An 18,435-nucleotide genomic window follows, 5' to 3' on the forward strand; every position below is an offset into this window, starting at 1 on the left:
AGGCAATCAAGTGCTTTAAGTTTATAAATATTTGCAAGTTTTATAAGTTATTTTAGTATTGACAGTATGACATCTGTTTTACTACATGGCAAGTGTAACGTTTAAACACTTTAGCTTGTTTAATCTCGTGTGTTTCGTCCCTCTGACATCCATAAGTGGTCCCATGTAAGTAAAATGTCATCTCGCTTATTCTAGCTCTTATTGCTTAATTGTCAAAATAGCACTCCTTTATAGTCTAGCCTTCATGAGTTATTAATTCAAATTCAAGGATATCTTTAACTGTATACAATTAAAAAACTATTATTTCCTTGTTTATCACCATGAGCTTTGTCATTCTCGTCAGTTTGTTAGTTATTCCATATTTATACTGTCCTTTCCATTCAAAAGGTCTAGCCCAATTTTCGTTCTTTTCTCGCTATCCATGTTCTTATTGCTCAATAAATCTTCCAGATTAAACTTGATATTTTATTTTAACTCATTAGTCTGCTTATCAAGTAATCGACAGGAGATTTGTTTCGCTCCAACAAAGTAATATTTTTCACTATTGAAACCCTCAGCAATGAACTTAAAAATATAATTACCTTTATCCACTTCAAATTTATCTGTTAAATTCTCTATTTCTTCCTCAGTAGCTAATCTAATTACGGGATATGATGTATCTGTTTTCCAGCCAAAAGGTAGAGAAACAAAGTGCACTTGCTCAAAATTAATCTCAATATTAACCTTTTTTATTGTATTATCCAACCGGCCTATAATTGTCAAATCCCATCCATTTGATAAAGCAACATCAAAATCCATCCATAGCTCTTGAGAAGCATATTCATTGATTCGTGTTATTACTTGAAGTACTTCATTTTCATTCATAAAAACCCTTTGTTCACTCAATATTGTCACTTCCTCATCTATTTAACTGAATATGCGTATCTTTTGCAGCCTCTTCATTAAATAAAGGGTTCGGCCGCCCATCTTTATGTGTTTCCTTTAATGTACTTTCATGGTGCCATTTCCCATTGGAATCCATATATTCTGTTCCGTTACCAGGCTTCTGTCTTCCCACTCTATAAATACTTCCCGATTTTCCATACTGAGTTTCAGCTTCGTGAGCTCTTATCTCGTATTTATAATCACCATCAACCCACTTTTCTTTGAATCTTCCCGGTAATTCATCTAGCCCTTGTCGCTTCATTACTTCATCTAAGAAATCTTCAGGGTTAGTTGTTTTAGTCAAATCGACTTTACCCGTACCCTTAGTACTCTCAACCCGCTCAATCTTTCGATTCCCATCAACCTTATACTGAGCACCTTTTTTATTTTTCATACTCTCTAGCTGCGCTTTTGAAACCTTCTCCACGACTGTACGCGTTTTAGGTGGTTCGACCGATCGGCGGTTGTTTGCAGGTGGGGTTTCGTTTCTGTTACTCGGCAAATCATCCCCTTGACGACTGGCCGTCCAATAGCCTTCTCCTATCAGTCGATCTTCTAAGCTGTTTGGATTCCTTAAAAGTGCATCCAGTTTTGTTTGCGTTCGATTTGCAATCGCTTCCGTATGACTTTTTGTAGCCTTAGATAACTTACTTAATTTTTCTAGCTTCGATACTTTGGATACTTTGTCCACACCTTTTGTACCCAGTACCCCAATCGCAACACTCGTGGCGATGTAAGAAAGCGCATGCGCTCTACTTTCGGCATCACCGTGGACGATTTGTTCGTTCCATGACTTCGCGATGCTTTGTCCGATGCTTTTTGCGACTCCTGTTGGATCGTCCCAGACCGCTTTAGCACCTTTTGCGATGTTTTTCCCGGTTTCAATCGGATGGGTCACAAGCTGTACAGCATCATGCCACGTATCACCAATCGCATCGCCTGCTCCGTCCGAAAATCCGTCCCAACTCTTTTCAGCCGTTTCGACCACGTATTCGGTGCCTTTCTTCACTTTGTCCACACCTGCGTCCCAAGTATCCTTTGTAGCGTGGGCCGCATGCTGCACACCACCTGATACATCATCCCATGCATCCGCAAACGGCGCTAAGAACCCTAACTCTTCTCTTCTTTTCGCCTCTTCCGCTAACCGCCTCTTCTCAAGGGCTGCTTCTTTTTTGGCTTTAACACGGTCAGCGTGCGCTTTCCGCTCGGCTTTCTTTTCCTTCACATACGCCACAGCCTCAGCGTCTGCCCCTTTTGTGAGCTGATAGGCTTCGCTCGCATGGTAAGACTTGGAGTTAAAAAACATCGGTGAGGCGCTGCCGTTTTGTTTCGTGGCGTTGATTAACGCTTGGATGTTTTTGTTCACCACATCGTAGAACTGCTTCATTTTATCATAATCACCAACAAGATCTTGGTCAAGTTCGTCTACGGCTTCAATGGTGTGCAGTCGTTTTGTATCGGAGTCATCAATATGCTTATCGTATTGTTCACTCGAAAATACGCTCAGTGAGAGAATATCGTCGATTTGATGAAAAATGCCCTGTAGCGCATCCTTCTGATCCGCTACCATCTTTTTCGCCTGCTTTGTGCTCGCATCTAAGTTTTGTTCTAAAAACGGCACCGCAACAAACGTTTCCCCTGCTAAATGGGCTTCTGCCATCTTTGTATGAACCGTTTTAAAGAACGCAATGTGCGTTTCAATTAAATTCAGCCACTGATCGGCAATTTCAATGTGCGCTTTATAAAACGCTTTAATGTTATTCGCACCTTTTCCTTTAAAATCATTTTCTAGGCTAGTGATTCCTTGAAAAGATGTTTTTAATCGTTTGATTTGGTCTTTTAAACTGGTATAAGCGGCTACACGCTCTTTCGCCGCAGCGGAGAGCGTGCTCGCTTCATAAATAGCATTTTGCACTAATCAAGCCTTCCTCTCTATCCATCGAGTATGCTTACTAGTTAAATGGTGTCATTTGTTGCTTTACCATTAGTTACGAACCATTGATTCATCCTGTTCTTTTAACAAATCTACGTTTTTTTGCGTGTCTTCTAAATTCTTCGTTAATACTTGAATGTATTGTGTGACAAGATTTGAGATCGCCACTTCTTGTTCTTTCCACTTCGTCGTAATGTCTAATACGTTTTTACCAATTTCGTCAGCGCTGAATTCGGGGAACGAAATGCTGTCCTTAGCTGATGCAACGCTCTTAATCTCACTTGTCACCGCTTTGTAGTCCAATTTAATTATCGTTGACATCGTCACAGACTCCCTTTAATAAAACTAATTTTGCTCGCTACTTCTGACATGAGCTTTTCTCCTTGATTTTGGATACTTTCAACTGCTGCATGTCCTTCATGCTGAATTTTATCCATCATCGCAGATCCTTTTTCAGCTAGCACACTCGTTTCATGCGCTAGGAAGCTTAGCTTGTTGAGAGCACTTCGTTCAAGTTCAAGCAAACTGATTTTACTATCAATAGAGCTTATATACTCCTCGTAATCGTCTGTTAAAATGCGATTTAGTTCTTTTTTAGCACTTGATCGATCTTTATCAAATTTCGTCGCGCGTTCACCTGTCCAGCTCTCGCCAAGCTCTGGATTAGTCACAAGCTTGAGCTCATTCATCGAAATTGTTTTTTCTTCTAAAATATCTTTTTTCGCCGTTTCAAGACGCTGAATTTTTTCATTGATTTCGGCTACTTTTGCTGAAATCGACTGTGATATTGCCTCTAGTTCATGTGCAACACCCATTTGTAACACCTCCGTGCTATACATAATTTCCATATTTTATAGTATAAAATGTTCACACCATAACCTAAATAGGAAGATTCTCTCTTTTTTCAAGTGTTTTTTACAAATCAACCTCAAAAAGAGGAATAAATACCCATTTAACTTTCATTAGTAACTATAATAGGAAAGGTTTTATGGACCTCTGTCTCTTTATCTATCTTTATCCTACCAAAAAACATAGGCCATTTTTGGTTGTTCTAAAGAGTTTCTATTTCTCTGATGTCCGTAATATTCTTGGTAGAAGCAAAGCGAACAATAGAATGATACTAATGAACAGCACGCCGCCTAACGTCCATTTGAGCGTGGAGGATACCTTTGAGGAAGCAACACTTTCCGCCCCTCCTCGAACAGATACAGGTGGAGCGGAAAACAAATGAAGCTCTTTTACCTGTGAAGCAAGCGTTGTTTTCTTTTTTCCTGTATCTTTAAACAGCTGCGCATTTAGTTCATTTTCTTCTTTTTTCTTTGTGCGCTTAAAATCAAGCCCTTGAAACTCTTCGGGGAGATTTTGAATTTCATCTCCTTGACGAAGTGAATTTGGATCATATTCAAGGTCGTTTTTCTTGTATTCATTGGGCTTAAGGCGGTCAATATCGTCAGCCGCATAGACCGTATGAATAGGTAAAAAGAGAAGGACCATCAAAATGAAGGTCCCTCGTATCTGTTTGTTAGGCGTCATAAGTCTCATCACTCTCCACTCGGTGGTTGTTCGATTTCATAAAACGAACAACGGCTGGTAGGGCAGCTAAAATGACAATAAGGCCAACCAATGCAATAACCGCTGATGTAAATAATGTGTGCGTGTCATATTGAATCGACATATACACTTTTGATACCGGATCTTCATACCCGAAGTTCGGCATAGACAATGTTAATAGCGGCGTAATAAAGAATAAAATGAGTATGACTGTAACAATCCATCCAACAAAGTTACTTGCAAGGAACGCAAGCTGGACAATGAGGGAGGTTGCGACAAGCAATAGAATCGTATATACCGACCACTGAATGGAACGGTCATCGGATAAGGTATAAATGTTTAAACTAAAAATGCTGATCATTAATCCAACAATTAAGTTTAATAGACCAAATAACGCTGCTCGTACTAAAAGAGGCGCTTTTCGATAATAATGGCTGAAATATCCAATTAGTAAGCTACTAATCAAGATAATGACCATAATAACAACCGGTGGCACTTCTTTAATCTTCTCTGCCGGTACATCTCCTTTTATTTGAACAGGATTTGCTAGATAGTTATACACGTAGTTATTTGGCTGACCGTTAATGGACGTGTTGCTTAAAATTTTATAAACATCCCCATGCACAAGCTTTGTGGAGTCTACATTTTTTGCCCATTTCGTATTTAGTTCATCCGCTTTTGCTTGAACGTCATTGACTCGTTTTTGAAGATCTCCGGTATAGGTCACGACTTTATCCTGACGCTCCCCGAGAGATTCAATTAACGAATTCATACCTTGAAGCTCTTGGCCCATGCTTCGTTGCAATGAAACAAGTCCCCCTACGTTCGGATCTGCTTCTTGCTTTGGATCATTGGTCTGCTGAAGGATTTCAGTCATCGTGTTCGCACGATCTTGAACCTGTGTTAAATCTGTGATCATCGTACTTTGTTCTTGGGCAATAGTTTGTTGATATTGCTCCACAAAGTTTGCCACCACATCATTTAAGTTTGTCGATTGATCTTTAGAAGCATCAACGTTTTCCTTCAAACTATTTCCAAGTTCCTCCGTATTCCCTGTTCCGTACACAATGCTTCCAACACGTTCATTCGTTCCATCGCTATTTAACAGAACGCTCTTTGTATCAGTGCGACTTACTTGATTTAACGCCTGCTCGTATTTTGAAAGGTAGTCATTATAATCAATCAACGCTTTAATATCGGACGTTTGAATGACTGGACTAAATTCCTCTTGAAGTCGCTGTTTGCGCTCGTCTGATAGAAGGTAAGACGACTGAATGCGCTCTTCTTTTTGCTTAATTAACGCGACAATGGTCGCCACATCTTCCTTGCGTTCATCAGGTAGTTTTGTCATATCATCTACAAAAGCTTTTAAAGCTTCGTATCGTTCATTCAGATCTTTGTAGTTTGCTGATAATTCATCATAGGCTTTTTGCAGCTTCTGTAAATCACCGTTGTTTTGCTGTTGCTGTAGCTCTAACAGCTGCTTCTGTACTTCTGCAAATCGCTTCTGCAAGTCATCGTACTTTTGCTGTAGCTCAGATGAATCAGATGGTGCTGATGGTGCTGATGGTGCTGATGCTTGTTCGGCTAATTTTTTCTCTACTGCCTCAATGCGAGCGGCAACATCCGTTAAGGATTCAATCGCTTCCGTTACTTCTGGTGTTTTTTCACCCGTCATTTCTTCAAGCTTCTTTTTCGTTTCGGATACCTTTGCTGCAAGAGCCGTTAACTCTGCACGTTCAGCCTCAAATGACGGCCCGTTGTCTGGTGGCGTTGTACCCCCATCTCCTGGTGGCGTTGTGCCTCCGTCTCCGGGTGGCGTTGTGCCTCCGTCTCCGGGTGGCGTTGTACTTCCATCTCCGGGTGGCGTTGTACCTCCATCTCCGGGTGGCGTTGTACCCCCGTCTCCTGGTGGTGTTGTATCCCCGTCTCCTGGTGGTGTTGTACCCCCGTCTCCTGGTGGTGTTGTGCCCCCGTCTCCTGGAACTTCAGGGTCTGGCTTTTCAGGAGTTGGTACTTGTAGCTCCTTTCGAAGCGGCATAAGCTTTTCCTCTAGCTCGTTAAACGCTGTAATTGCTTCTTGCTGGCGATACTGATCTAATAAATCGTTATTAAACGTCTTCAAATCGCTTTCCTGTGTAGCAGACTTGTCTGCCTGTGCTACTTGTAACTCCTCTGCCATCTGTGACTGTGCCTGTAGCTGTTGCTCTAATGATGAAATGCTACTCGACACTTGACTTGTTTGATCTTGGAATAGCGCTTGAATGCCTTCTTGATTCTCACCTACATGCTGAATGCTTGTTTGCAAGCTTTGCAGACTTGCTGCCTGTGCTTGCTGCAATAAAGAATCCTGCGCTTCTTGATAAGCCTTGTATTGATCGACATATTGTACAAAGCTTTCTAGGTTCGCTTCAATTTGCTGAACGTCTTCTTTTCGAGTCGCTGATCCTTTTTCCGCATTTTTTACACTTTCTTGAATCTGTTCGAGCGTTTTCTTTTGGTTATCAAGCTCTCCTGCTAAATCCTTCGACCCTGGCTTGTAAAACGCAAGCATCGTCTTTTGGAACTTGATTTCCTTATCTAAAATGTTGTCAAACTTTCCGCGCACATCATCCATTTCTTGCGCGACGTAGTTCCAGTAGCGAGATGTAATTTCATTACTCGCTTTTGATGACGCCGCTTCTAGCTCACGCACGACCTTCTGCTTATCAACAGACGTGAGACGGCTTTGGACACGATACTGAAGACTTGCCTTTTCAGGACGATTATCCGTATACGTAAGAGCACTGCTTGAGTAATTTGACGGAATGTAGACAACCGCCTCGTATTGTCCGCTTTTTAATCCTTGATTCGCAACCGAGCGGGTCACGTTTTTCCACTCGTATTGTGAATCTTTTTGTAAAATCGGAGCTACTTTCGCTCCGAAATCAACCTCTTTTCCCCCATCCGTTCCTCCAACACCTCGGTCCTCGTTTACCACTGCAATCTGACCTGAAGCCGTATCAGATACTTTTAGCGGGTTGTCACCAACATATTGGAAAAACAGAGCCGGAAGCGCCAGTATTAAAACGATGGCTAATACGAGCTTAACGCCGTACCTTTGCTTCTCACTCATGTTAAGATCTTCCTTTCAACAGTGCATAATGGGATTTGAATGCGCGTTGCTTTACCATTTTCAACGAAATATCCAAATCCAGGATTAATATCTGGCTCTCTGCGATCATACGACAGCGTAAAGAGAGTTTGTTCGGATTTTTTCATTAGCAGCAGTGCTTGAGATACCTGCTTGAGCTCCGTTGTTAATGCATCGAAGCCCTTTGAGAAATCCGTTGGAACACCCGCTGCCACTAAATTAAATCCTAAGTGACCATAGTTTTTCATTAGCTTTGTAATACGTTCTTGCAGAAGAGCATCAATGGTTTTTTGGAATCGTCCAAACCCATCAATCACAAGAAGAATGGGCGTATAGGATAGGTTTTGTACCGTACCCTGATGAACGGCATCCAAGTACTGCTGTTCACGCTCTTGTAACGTTGCTTCTGTGGCATCAAGCCAAGCCACGATTTGCTCTTTTGTTTCGACATACTGAATTTGCTCTTCTCCTGCGTAAGCGGTCAAGCCTCGGTCAATGGAATCAAATAACCCAATATGGTGAATTCCTTGTGACATAGCGGTTGTTAGAAACAACTTCACGGCATTGGTTTTTCCTTTAAACCCTGGTCCCATGATTAAGAAATGTTTATTTTTCTTAAAGCTCATGTGAACCGGACGAACGGTTTCTTCATCGAGGCCAAGTGGCACAACCCCAATATCATGTACAGTTCTGCGATGCTCTAGTAGTTCATCTAAATGAAGCTCAGCAGACAGCATTGGCACTGGATCTGGCATTTCCTGTTCGCAATATTTCACTTTTAGTGCTTGTACGTCTTGTTTGATACGCTCTGAAATGTCAAAGTCATTTTCTCCATCAGCCGGTAAGAACATTTGAGCAAAAAAGGCGTTATCTGTTTTGATAATTGCTCGGCCTGGTATTGCTTCTAGTTTATATGGCACTCTTCCTAAAACTGAATAAGACTCTGAGCTATCCATAAGGTAATGAACAACCTTTGTTTTTAAGTTATTCATGAGTGATTGACGGACAGAGTTAATGCGGGTCGCTGTAAAAATCATATAGATTCCGAGCGACTGACCGTCACGTACAAACTGCGTAAACTGCATCTCCAAGTCAGACATCTCATCTTTGACCAAGTCAAAATTGTCGATCGTAATAAAAATGATCGATAGCTCTTCATCGCTTAGCGTATTGTACATTTTAATATTACTTACCTCACGCTTTTGGAAGAGCTGCTTACGTCTTGCCATTTCCTGCTTCAAAATCCCCACAAATTTCTCAATTTTACGCTCCTGATCCATTAGGAAATAGTCAGCGGTATGTGGAAGCTGGCGAAGTGGTAAAAGCGTCCCATTTCCAAAGTCAAAGATATAGTAGTGAAGCTCCTCAGGCGTGTAGCGCTCTGCGAAACTCATCAGGAGTGACATCGCAGTAAAGGATTTTCCGTAACCGGATGATCCAAAAATCCCAATATTACCACCGTCCATCATCCGATAGCTATAAGACTCTTGACTTTGCTTTTCTGGTTCATCCACTAAGCCAATCGGGAACTCATCTTCCTGATCAGATTCATACTGTGATCGGTAAAGACGTTCTTCAAGCGGTGGAAGCCACGGACTGTTTAGCTTTCTAATCCCAAGCTCATGCTGCACCTCTTCAATTCGATCAACAATAACCTCAATTTCAGATTGAACCTGCTTCTTTTTCGTCGGCTGTGCAGACACATCCGATAGCGGGATTAGTCCTAAATCGGTAACGATCGCTACCTCGTCCTCCGTATCGAAGCTGTCCTCCATGTACGGTGCTCCGCTCCACGCGGACTGAAACAGCTCGTATACTTCATTGTTTCCGACCTGCAGGTAACCACGACCCGTAACGGTAATAGAGGCGGCATCCGCATTTTTTATAATTTCTTTACTGTCTGTTGCATCCTGAACCTTAAGGGCGACTTTAAAGCGCGCATTACTCCAGATTTGATCATCAATAACCCCACCCGGCTTTTGCGTCGCTAAAATTAAATGAACCCCTAAGCTTCGCCCAATACGCGCCGCACTGACAAGCTCATGAATAAACTCTGGCTCCTCGCTTTTTAACTCCGCAAATTCATCGGAAATTAAAAACAGATGAGGAAGTGGCTCTTCAGCCTGCTGATGCTTATAAAGATCCGTGTAATCATTAATATGATTTACTTCATAGCGATCAAAGAGGCGCTGCCTGCGCTTAAGCTCACTTCGAATCGAAGCGAGTGCCCGGGCGCTAAAGTTCTGGCTTCCCTCAATATTTGTAATCGTTCCAAGTAAATGAGGCATATTTTTAAACGGCTGTGCCATTCCCCCACCCTTGTAGTCAATGAGGAGAAAAGCCACTTCATGAGGGTGGAAATGTACGGCTAGCGATAAAATATACGTTTGTAAAAATTCACTCTTCCCTGATCCCGTTGTCCCTGCTAAAAGTCCATGCGGTCCATGTGCCTTTTCATGAAGGTTCAGCTCAACTAAATCCTCTTTCCCTTTTAAACCGATGGGAACAGCAAGTGACTTAGCCGATTCTCTCGTTTGCCAGTTGCCTGAAATATCGAGTTCGTCCACTTCTTTTGCCTTAAACAATTCCAAAAATGACACGCTGTTCGGAATGGAATTGGTCATTCCCACTTGGTGAATAAGGGTACGAAGCATACGTGCATACGGCTCGTTGTCTTCTGTACGATGCTGATCGAGAGCAAAAGGAATCGTAACCGCCTTTTTACGCTGAATTAAAATCTCGCCCTTTTCCTCATTCACATAGCGAATTAACGTATGAATGTGCTCTGTTAAGCTCTCCTTCGCTTCTGTTGCAAAGATGGTAGAGAAGCCAAGATGAGGATGTTCACCCTCTAAGTATTCTAAAATAACGTGATCAGCGATTAGTGATTGATTCGCAATGATGAAGACAAAATGAGGAAGAAATACACGTTTTTCCTTTTCTTCACTTAAATCTCGCTCGCGAATGAGCTCATAAATCGATGAAAGGAGCTGATCGCGTGATTGCTCATTGTAGATGAAGCCCTTTGCATATGTATGAGGGAGCTGAAAGTGTGGAAGCCATTTGAGCCATTCCCACTCGCTGTAATCCGCTTCATCAAAAATCAGCACAAAGCGCACATCATGATAGCTATGAGCGAAGGCTAACTGCCCGATCATCTGCTGTAGTTCCTTTTTCACCGTCGTTTTCTTTCCGATAATCCCCATTGCACCGTGCCCAAGATGAGCTGTAACCGGAGCATTTTGAACCTCGCGATATATTTTCTCAAGCTCCTGTGACTGCTCCATCAGCTCGTCCATTTCGCGATTCGACATATCTGCGTTATTCATGGAAATCGTATAGCTTGCTGGAACGCTTCCTACCCCTAAACGAACTTCTAAGAAATCCTCGTGCTCAACGGTGCGCTCCCAAATACGATCGGAAATTTGCTGCGTTAAGTATTTCATTCGATCGAACGTTGGAAAGTGATAGTGCAAAATGTCACGCTGAGATTCTGATACGTGATAAAGCTCTTCACGCTTATTTTCCAAGTATTTGGAGTAAATGCGCGTTCGTCGTTCTTTTTTTTCTCTGCGCATCTTTTTATCCTTGAAATATTGAACCGTTGATACGACTAACGTTGTCGTAAACATCATAACCGAAACAATCATAAACAGTCCGCGCGGCTGAATAATGGCCACTACTCCCATTACCACCATCATCACAAGCGGTGGTAAAATCGTGAGCCATAAGCTTCTTCCTCCGTCATCGTTATCTTGAATGGGAAACGACAGCTGCACCTTGTCATCGGGTAGGTCGTACATCATACGAGGTGTACGACGATAAAACGGATATTTCTTTTTCATTTCTGATATTGGCCGCTCAGTCATCGACAGCGTTGTTTCAAAGTCTCTCCAGCTAATAACTTCGAGCAGGTCGTCTTCGATCAAACGTAGCGTCATAGCCGACCAAAAGATTAGGTCACCCGCTTGTAAGGAGTGCTCTTCGTGAACCACGTTTCCGTTTACGTACACCGGTGATCGACCAGGGAACAATGTCCATGACGTTCCTAAACGGAGTAGCTTCACGTCCTGTCCTTCGTGAATCAGACTTTCTGTTTGAACAATTGTTCCGTGTTCGCCCGATAAAAAAAGCTCAGGATGCTTTCCGATGTAATAAGTTCCTTTGTTTACCGGTGAGGGTGTCACTACAAGGGTAATAAGCTGATCACCTTCAGATAGGCGAAGAGGCTCATAGGCGACAAGCTCTCCTACTACTTTATCCCCTTGTGAAAGAGATAGCCCTCCTGTATCATCGTTCTTAGTAATGGTTATTTCTCCCTTTTCGAAAGAAAAAGAAGAAACCGTTATCGTATCATCATAGCTCGGCCCGATGGTCGCTAATCGAAAAGTCGTCGGGTCGATTGCTAACTGCTGGTACGCTTCATTATGAAAAATCCATAGCATCATTCTCATTCACCTCCTGCTTATGATGGATTATTTGCACCTGTAGCAGGCTTTTCTGTCGCTGGCTTCTGCCCCGCAGGTTGATTTTGAGCTGGTTTAGAAGGCTGAGTAGTACTTGGCTTCGCAGGTGCCGTTTGCGCCGGCGTGCTAGGTGAGGATGATTCATTTTCCTCTTCTGCTTGCTTAGCTGCTTCCTCTTCTTCCTTTTTAATCTCATCTTTGAACTCTGTAAGCTCTTGCTTCACTTCGTCTAGCTTTTGCTGACGCTCATCTACTGCCAGGTCATTATCAGACTTCAATTCACTTGTATACGTATTAAGCGCCATAATAATGAGATCTCGCTCATCAATGGTACGCGCTATATCAAGCGCTGCTTTTCCTTCTCCGCGCCCAATGTAAATCCAGTAATTTAAGTAATCCTCGTCCGACTGAAGCGTAATGGCGTTTAAAATATTTGCCGTTGCTTCTTGTGGAAGATTTTTATTCATGACGTAGGAGCGTGAAAGTTCGTATTTAATGAGCATCGGCATCTCATCCACATCATATGCTTCTAGAGCGTCGGCCACCGCGCTATAGTTTTCTTGGATAAATGCCTTGTTTGCATCCATAAATGCCTCTTGTTTTGGTTGTTGAAAAAAGAGAGCGTACATGATGTATGCGACAGCTGGAATGAGCAGCACGCTTAATCCAATCGTACTGTAACGTAGCCAGTTCCACTTCTTTTTCGGCATTCGAACGAGCGAACGCTCATGTCGATCAATTTGATCAATGCGCTCTTCTAAAACGTGTAAAAGAGACGTCGTAGTATCACATTCAATAATTCGCTTCGTATCCTCTGAAAGCTGAAGCGTTTTATGCTGTGTCAAATATTGAAAGAATGAATACTTCGTATCCACCGCTGCTGCAACGGTTGCTTTCAGCTCATTAAACAAGCGTTCCTCGTTTTTTTCATACGGTGGTAGACTCTCTTTCACTCCGTAATGAAGAAAAAATGGCTCCATTCCTTTATTAAATACAATGTTTTCTGGACAGACGACCAAATGCAAGCGCGTATACGCATGATCACGTACCTTTTCAACAAGCTGATGACCAAACATCCACCTTTGTAAGTCTAAGCGACCCTTTAGGGCTTGAAACGGCTTGTCCTGCTCTTGGGTATGTACGATCACACGGAGCTCGTTCTCATTTGTCACAATCTCTCTTTTAAAAAGAGGGTCCATTTCCTTCAGCAATTCCACCTCAATCGCTTGATCAAGTCGAATTTTCTCTCGTTGAAATGTGAAGGTGTAGGTGCCTTTTTCTTTTATAATTTCAGCATCTATTTGCTGTTCTAGATAAGTTGGTTTTTTCTCTGACATTCTCGCAGACTCCTTCACAGAATTTCAATGCAGTCTCCTGTCGTAATCCCACAATCGGCTAACTTCTCGTTTCCCGATAGCACCATCTGTTTGTTTGGAATTCGAACCCAGTATCCTTGACGAGGCAGACGGGCAATGCGGTTTGCTTGCCATACAATATCAATCATCTTTTTAATAGAATGATAGTTAGAGAGACGTAAATCTAGGCGTTCTCCCGTGTAGTTTTTTAAATCGATCGTCACTTCTATATACATATTCTCACCTCAAAACATAGAAGGAGCGCCTTCATCAGCTAAGAATTTGGCGCTCCTTTGACATTTCATTAGATTGTTAGATGACGTAATTAACCGCGAATTTGGCTCGCAATTTGGTTGTCAGTATCTTCAAGAACGTTAGCAGAGTCGCCTAATTGCTTCGCAATATCAGCTAATAAATTTTGCATTTGTACGAAAGAAGGTTTTAATTCTTCGTATTGTGCTGCGAACGCATCACTTGAAGCACCTTCCCACATATCTTGAAGTTGGCTTTTCATTCCATCAAGACGACTAATTAATTCTTGAACATGACCACTTTCTGAATTGTAACGAGTTGACATTTCACGAAGTTCAGCTGGTGTTACGCGAATAATTCCTGACATTGAACATCTCTCCCTTGTATGGATTTACACTAATTGTAAAAACTTTTTTGCCCGAGGTCAAAGGTTCTCGGTAAATATTCTAAAAATGAGAATATATGTCTACATATACCACTAACATAAGGAATTAAAACCAAAAAAATCCATTAACTTTTACTTATTTACTTTTCTCCCACTATGATAAACGTCACAAGATGACAGAAAATTCAAAAATCTATTATATTCCTATCATTCTATAATATGGATATTTTAATTCTAGCAAAGAAAAAGCGATGGCTTTGGCAGCCATCGCTCTTACACTTGAAATCCAATTGTTGTCCATTCATCGATCACATCCCAAAATTCAATCCCGTAGGTTGGCTGATCATCGTGGAACCATAGTGTTGCCCACTTTTGATGAATCTGACTGTAATCTATTACAACATGATCACCCATTCCATTTGCAAAGAAACCAAACGAGGAAGAGAATCGAATAGCTAGTGGCTTCTCCAAATCATCTACTATTCCCCACTCATAGTCATCTAGATAACAAATTTCTTCGACAGGTACAAGTCCCATGGACTCGCTTGCATAATAGTAAAACCCATTATGAAGCTCGCTATAAAAACGGATAATAGAAGCTGGAGTTTGGCTCCAATAGCGCTTAAGCTCATCGTTGTTGAAAGAATCAAGCGGATTTCTTCCCTCGTAGTAGAGAACCTCATTCATTGGATTTTGAACACCATAAATAATGGAGTAAAATCCATTCCATTCAACCATTTCAATTTCTACAAGATAATCAGTTAGATAAGAAATCGTGATCGACATTTCCTCTGCCACCACGTTGTTCCAAGCAGCTAATAAACGGGATTTCCTTTCAGAAAACGCGTCTGCTTGAAACACGCTTATCCAATAGTCTGGAATAGTAGAGGGAGATAAGTCAGCAATCTCCTCTTTAGTTAAAAGATTGATTTCCTTTCGATACTTTTGTAAAAACGTAATCACGTACTTCTTCCCCTTTCATACTAGAATGATGATTGGTGATTAATCGTACGATTGCTTCTACGCTTCATATAGCGCTGGAAATACGAGATTGAAATAATGAGCCAAAAGGCGCTGGCAAAATAAGCAGCTAGCACGTCGCTTGGATAATGAACACCTAGATAAATACGGCTAATGCCAATGGCTAAAATAAAAATGGTACTGAACGCTACTAACAATCCTCGCCCGAACTTCGTTGAAATATGACGCCATAGTAGAAACGATACGACTCCATATAAGGAGAGGGCACCCATTGAATGACCACTTGGAAAGCTGTAGCCTAGCTCTTCAATTAATCGATGAAATGTTGGTCGTTCGCGGTGAAATAATGCTTTTAATACTTGGTTAAGAATCGTTGAGCCTGCCATTACCCACACAAATAAAATTAATTCAAAGCGGTGGCGGAGCACCGTGTAAAATAGAATAATAATGAGAAGCGAAAGAACAATGACCGTTGTAGTGGAGCCTAGCCACGTGAAGAACTTCATTATTGGCGTGAGAGCGGGATTTTCCAATCCTTGCACAAAGGAGATAATGGGTCGATCAAATGCCACAATGTCATCTCGCTTTACGAAATAGGCAATCGATCCAAAGGCAATAATGGATAGTAAGCTAATAAGAAATGCTTTTGTTAATAAAAATTTTAGTTTCATATACGCGTTCCTTTTCTAATTCATTTTTTACTACTTGATTTCATTGACTATCATACCATTCTAGGCATATTTTGTGCATGTGTGAACATGCTGTTTCTTTTACAGAACGCATGTATTTACACTAAAAAGGTGTACAATAAGCTATATCGACTAACGGAAAGGATATGATGACCATGACACAAATCGATGTCCTCATTATCGGCGCAGGACCTGTTGGGTTAACGGCAGCCAACTTATTAACCAAACAAGGGGTTTCCTGTATGATTGTTGATCAGCTAACGGAGCGTTCCCCTTACTCCAAGGCATTTGGTATTCAGCCACGAACGCTTGAGATGCTTCATTTATTGGGCGTATCAGAACGCTTTATTGACCGGGGCTATCCTGCAGCAGGTGCACGAATCCATTTTGGTCATCAGTCACCTGCCACAGTAGAGTTCGGCTCCCTTCATACACCGTATCCGTACATTTTCGTTCTGTCACAGGCAGAAACTGAAAGCATTTTAGAAACCTATCTATCAGAACAAGGCGTCACGGTTCAGCGAAACACGTCCTTTTTTCATCTTGAACAGAACGAGCAAGAATCAGTGGTTACTCTCCAACACAAGGATTCATTCTTTTCGATTCAAGCACGTTACGTCCTTGCCTGTGACGGTGCTCACAGCTCTGTTCGGGAGAAATTGCGCGTTCCATTTAAAGGCTCTGCCCATCATGTGACGTATTTTTTAGGTGATGTAAAAGCAACTAACGTCCCGCATGACGGCTATTTAAATGCTTTTTTAACCGATAGCGGAGTTGGCTTTTGCCTTCCTCTTGGGAATGACGTAACACGACTTATTACCATAGATTCGACTCAGCAGCAGCGATCCCATCAACTTCCGCTCACCCTTGATGAATTTCAGCAAAGCGTGAATCGAATTTTCCCGTGGAATATTACCATTCAAGAATCTACGTGGCTCTCACAGTTCGGCACCGCTGAAAAACTTGTTTCTTCTTATAGAAAAGGAAACGTCTTTTTTCTAGGTGACGCCGCTCATGTTCACAGCCCACTTGGTGGACAAGGAATGAATACAGGTATTCAAGATGCAGCAAACCTTTCTTGGAAACTTGCGTCGGTTTTAAAAGGACATTCACCGTTGTCATTGCTAAATTCCTATGAAAAGGAACGACGACCGATTGCTCGGACGATTCTGCGTTCAACTACGATGGGGCTACGCGCTGCGACTCTTCAACACAAATTTGCTCGACAAGCGCGAAATAATGTAGGAAAAAGAGTGATTGGTACGTCAGTCGCACAAGAGCAGATTCTTGCTCGACTCATGAATCTTTCCTTTTCCTACAAACGATGCTACAAGACACTTCAAGACCCGCATTTGTCACGAACTAGCATACAGCCAGGAGATCGACTTCCTGATATGCGACTGCTACATCCGAATGGTTCTAGTGTTCGGCTGTATGATTTACTTCAGAAGTATGGCTTTCTTACGCTGTTATATCGTGATGCTATTACTGACCAAGAACTTGGTGAAATTCAGCATCTCTCTCATCGCTATCCCGGTCACGTGTCTGTCATCACCAAAGGCGGTCCTTCAAAAAAAGGCGTGTCACACTTATATGATGATAAACGAGCGCTTCATCGCTATGCAGAGCCGGGGTCTTATCTGCTTATTCGACCAGATGGCTATGTCGGTGTTCACGCTTCCTCTTTGTCTTCATTTAACGAGCAGTGTCAATTTTTTCTCACATCACAAAGCGGACAAGCGTAGTACGCTTGTCCGCTTCATTTTAGGGTATATGTCTTCAGCTGTTACATAATGGGCAGCTTTTTAGTTCTCCACGTTTTTCCTCCATTTTTCGTGTAAAGTAACGCTTTGTTTGTACATGCCCAACCTTCCGTTACGCTATAAAAATGCAATCCTCTTGCTCCCTTTAATTTTTCATCATATTCCCACAAATCCCACTTCTGCATGCGCTGTTTGGAACGATATAGCACGCCCATTTCACCGTCTACAATCCAGCCGCAATGAAGAGAAGAAAAGGACAGTGAAACCCCCTGCTTGCTTGGAATCATACGAGATACCTTCCATGTACGTCCTAAATCAGGAGAGGAGTAAATCATAATCCGGTAAATTCCGCCTATGCTTTCTTCGATAGGAATGATCAGCAAATTATCGATAAAAAGCGGCTTCCGGGCATAATACATACCTGGACGATCTAAAGTAAAAAACCGAACCTGTTGCCACGATACCCCTCCATCCATCGTCCGATATACGAGATTTCGGGCTAACTCATCGTGAAGGGTAATCCAGCCATTTTTCTTGCTAACAAACTTCATACCGGAAATGTTGCTCGGTAAGCTAGTTGAGCGAAGCGGCCGCCAGCTTTTGCCGCTATTTTCTGTGTGATACAGAGATTGCTGATTCTCACCTTTCCCTGTCACTAGCAGCCAGCCGTGCGTTGCATTTATAAACTCCATTCTCACCTTAACGCTTCCTTGCTTTTCCCACTCTTCACTGATGGGCACTTCATATTGCTCCCAACGCTCACCTCCATTCGTTGTATGCAATACAACCGCCTTTTCATTCATTCCATAAATCCAAGCAATGTGTTTACCGAACGGAAAGGTTGATTTTATCTGTATTCCACTAGGCGTAATGGCTTTCCACTGCTCAGCACCATTATTTGTCCGAAACAAAAGACTTCCTTGCGTTTGATCTTTTATACTAAGCCAGCCAATTTCTCGGCTTTTCATTTGAACCCATTGAATCGAAAAGTGATTGGACATTT

At 42.1% G+C, this 18,435-nt stretch carries 14 protein-coding genes; 1 reads left to right on the top strand and 13 read right to left on the bottom strand.

Features of this window, described 5'->3' with window-relative positions:
- Nucleotides 1-465: 465 nt before the first annotated feature.
- The 12 genes from AMD01_RS18610 to AMD01_RS18665 all read right to left on the bottom strand — a co-directional run bounded on the left by AMD01_RS18610 (nucleotide 466) and on the right by AMD01_RS18665 (nucleotide 15,651).
- On the bottom strand, nucleotides 466-864 hold the full coding sequence (locus AMD01_RS18610) for a hypothetical protein (RefSeq protein ID WP_169775991.1): 399 nt from the start codon (nucleotides 862-864) through the stop codon (nucleotides 466-468).
- 34 nt (nucleotides 865-898) lie between these two features.
- Nucleotides 899-2,839 (bottom strand): T7SS effector LXG polymorphic toxin, encoded by a 1,941-nt coding sequence (locus AMD01_RS18615; protein ID WP_053402957.1) that lies wholly within the window; start codon nucleotides 2,837-2,839, stop codon nucleotides 899-901.
- Between the two features lie 69 nt (nucleotides 2,840-2,908).
- A complete protein-coding gene (locus AMD01_RS18620; RefSeq protein ID WP_053402958.1) occupies nucleotides 2,909-3,178 on the bottom strand; it encodes a DUF5344 family protein in 270 nt (89 codons plus the stop codon).
- 2 nt (nucleotides 3,179-3,180) lie between these two features.
- Entirely contained in the window at nucleotides 3,181-3,672 is a 492-nt protein-coding gene (locus AMD01_RS18625; RefSeq protein WP_053402959.1) for a YwqH-like family protein, read from the bottom strand.
- A gap of 247 nt (nucleotides 3,673-3,919) precedes the next feature.
- Nucleotides 3,920-4,390: a type VII secretion protein EssA gene (gene essA / locus AMD01_RS18630; RefSeq protein ID WP_053402960.1), complete on the bottom strand. Its 471-nt coding sequence runs from the start codon at nucleotides 4,388-4,390 to the stop codon at nucleotides 3,920-3,922.
- On the bottom strand, nucleotides 4,380-7,523 hold the full coding sequence (gene esaA, locus AMD01_RS18635) for a type VII secretion protein EsaA (protein WP_053402961.1): 3,144 nt from the start codon (nucleotides 7,521-7,523) through the stop codon (nucleotides 4,380-4,382). The genes essA and esaA overlap by 11 nt, the downstream gene beginning before the upstream one ends.
- Nucleotides 7,520-11,995 carry a type VII secretion protein EssC gene (gene essC, locus AMD01_RS18640; protein WP_425415152.1) on the bottom strand — a complete coding sequence of 1,492 codons (4,476 nt, stop codon included), beginning with the start codon at nucleotides 11,993-11,995 and terminating at the stop codon, nucleotides 7,520-7,522. The genes esaA and essC overlap by 4 nt, the downstream gene beginning before the upstream one ends.
- 11 nt (nucleotides 11,996-12,006) lie before the next feature.
- Entirely contained in the window at nucleotides 12,007-13,344 is a 1,338-nt protein-coding gene (essB, locus tag AMD01_RS18645; RefSeq protein WP_053402963.1) for a type VII secretion protein EssB, read from the bottom strand.
- A 14-nt stretch (nucleotides 13,345-13,358) separates the two neighbouring features.
- A complete protein-coding gene (gene yukD, locus AMD01_RS18650) occupies nucleotides 13,359-13,598 on the bottom strand; it encodes an ESX secretion system protein YukD (RefSeq protein WP_053402964.1) in 240 nt (79 codons plus the stop codon).
- An 89-nt stretch (nucleotides 13,599-13,687) separates the two neighbouring features.
- A complete protein-coding gene (locus AMD01_RS18655; RefSeq protein ID WP_053402965.1) occupies nucleotides 13,688-13,981 on the bottom strand; it encodes a WXG100 family type VII secretion target in 294 nt (97 codons plus the stop codon).
- 291 nt (nucleotides 13,982-14,272) lie between these two features.
- Nucleotides 14,273-14,962 carry a hypothetical protein gene (locus AMD01_RS18660; protein WP_053402966.1) on the bottom strand — a complete coding sequence of 230 codons (690 nt, stop codon included), beginning with the start codon at nucleotides 14,960-14,962 and terminating at the stop codon, nucleotides 14,273-14,275.
- Nucleotides 14,963-14,982: 20 nt separating this feature from the next.
- Nucleotides 14,983-15,651 (bottom strand): phosphatase PAP2 family protein, encoded by a 669-nt coding sequence (locus AMD01_RS18665; RefSeq protein WP_053402967.1) that lies wholly within the window; start codon nucleotides 15,649-15,651, stop codon nucleotides 14,983-14,985.
- 164 nt (nucleotides 15,652-15,815) lie between these two features.
- On the opposite strand from AMD01_RS18665, the gene AMD01_RS18670 reads away from it, so the two are divergent.
- On the top strand, nucleotides 15,816-17,414 hold the full coding sequence (locus tag AMD01_RS18670) for an FAD-dependent monooxygenase (protein WP_083446619.1): 1,599 nt from the start codon (nucleotides 15,816-15,818) through the stop codon (nucleotides 17,412-17,414).
- Nucleotides 17,415-17,455: 41 nt separating this feature from the next.
- Here the strand turns inward: AMD01_RS18670 and AMD01_RS18675 are convergent, their stop codons facing one another.
- Nucleotides 17,456-18,433, bottom strand: coding sequence for a WD40/YVTN/BNR-like repeat-containing protein (locus tag AMD01_RS18675; RefSeq protein ID WP_053402969.1), 978 nt, complete (start codon nucleotides 18,431-18,433; stop codon nucleotides 17,456-17,458).
- Nucleotides 18,434-18,435 lie beyond the last annotated feature (2 nt).

It is taken from the genome of Priestia koreensis (genome assembly GCF_001274935.1).
Classification (GTDB): Bacteria; Bacillota; Bacilli; order Bacillales; family Bacillaceae_H; genus Bacillus_AG; species Bacillus_AG koreensis.

Bases quoted from the DNA above. Each gene is read 5' to 3' on its own strand.
- AMD01_RS18610 (WP_169775991.1), bottom strand. From the start codon at position 864: ATGAATGAAAATGAAGTACTTCAAGTAATAACACGAATCAATGAATAT.
- AMD01_RS18620 (WP_053402958.1), bottom strand. From the start codon at position 3,178: ATGTCAACGATAATTAAATTGGACTACAAAGCGGTGACAAGTGAGATT.
- AMD01_RS18625 (WP_053402959.1), bottom strand. From the start codon at position 3,672: ATGGGTGTTGCACATGAACTAGAGGCAATATCACAGTCGATTTCAGCA.
- essA (WP_053402960.1), bottom strand. From the start codon at position 4,390: ATGACGCCTAACAAACAGATACGAGGGACCTTCATTTTGATGGTCCTT.
- esaA (WP_053402961.1), bottom strand. From the start codon at position 7,523: ATGAGTGAGAAGCAAAGGTACGGCGTTAAGCTCGTATTAGCCATCGTT.
- essC (WP_425415152.1), bottom strand. From the start codon at position 11,995: ATGAGAATGATGCTATGGATTTTTCATAATGAAGCGTACCAGCAGTTA.
- essB (WP_053402963.1), bottom strand. From the start codon at position 13,344: ATGTCAGAGAAAAAACCAACTTATCTAGAACAGCAAATAGATGCTGAA.
- yukD (WP_053402964.1), bottom strand. From the start codon at position 13,598: ATGTATATAGAAGTGACGATCGATTTAAAAAACTACACGGGAGAACGC.
- AMD01_RS18655 (WP_053402965.1), bottom strand. From the start codon at position 13,981: ATGTCAGGAATTATTCGCGTAACACCAGCTGAACTTCGTGAAATGTCA.
- AMD01_RS18665 (WP_053402967.1), bottom strand. From the start codon at position 15,651: ATGAAACTAAAATTTTTATTAACAAAAGCATTTCTTATTAGCTTACTA.
- AMD01_RS18670 (WP_083446619.1), top strand. From the start codon at position 15,816: ATGATGACCATGACACAAATCGATGTCCTCATTATCGGCGCAGGACCT.
- AMD01_RS18675 (WP_053402969.1), bottom strand. From the start codon at position 18,433: ATGTCCAATCACTTTTCGATTCAATGGGTTCAAATGAAAAGCCGAGAA.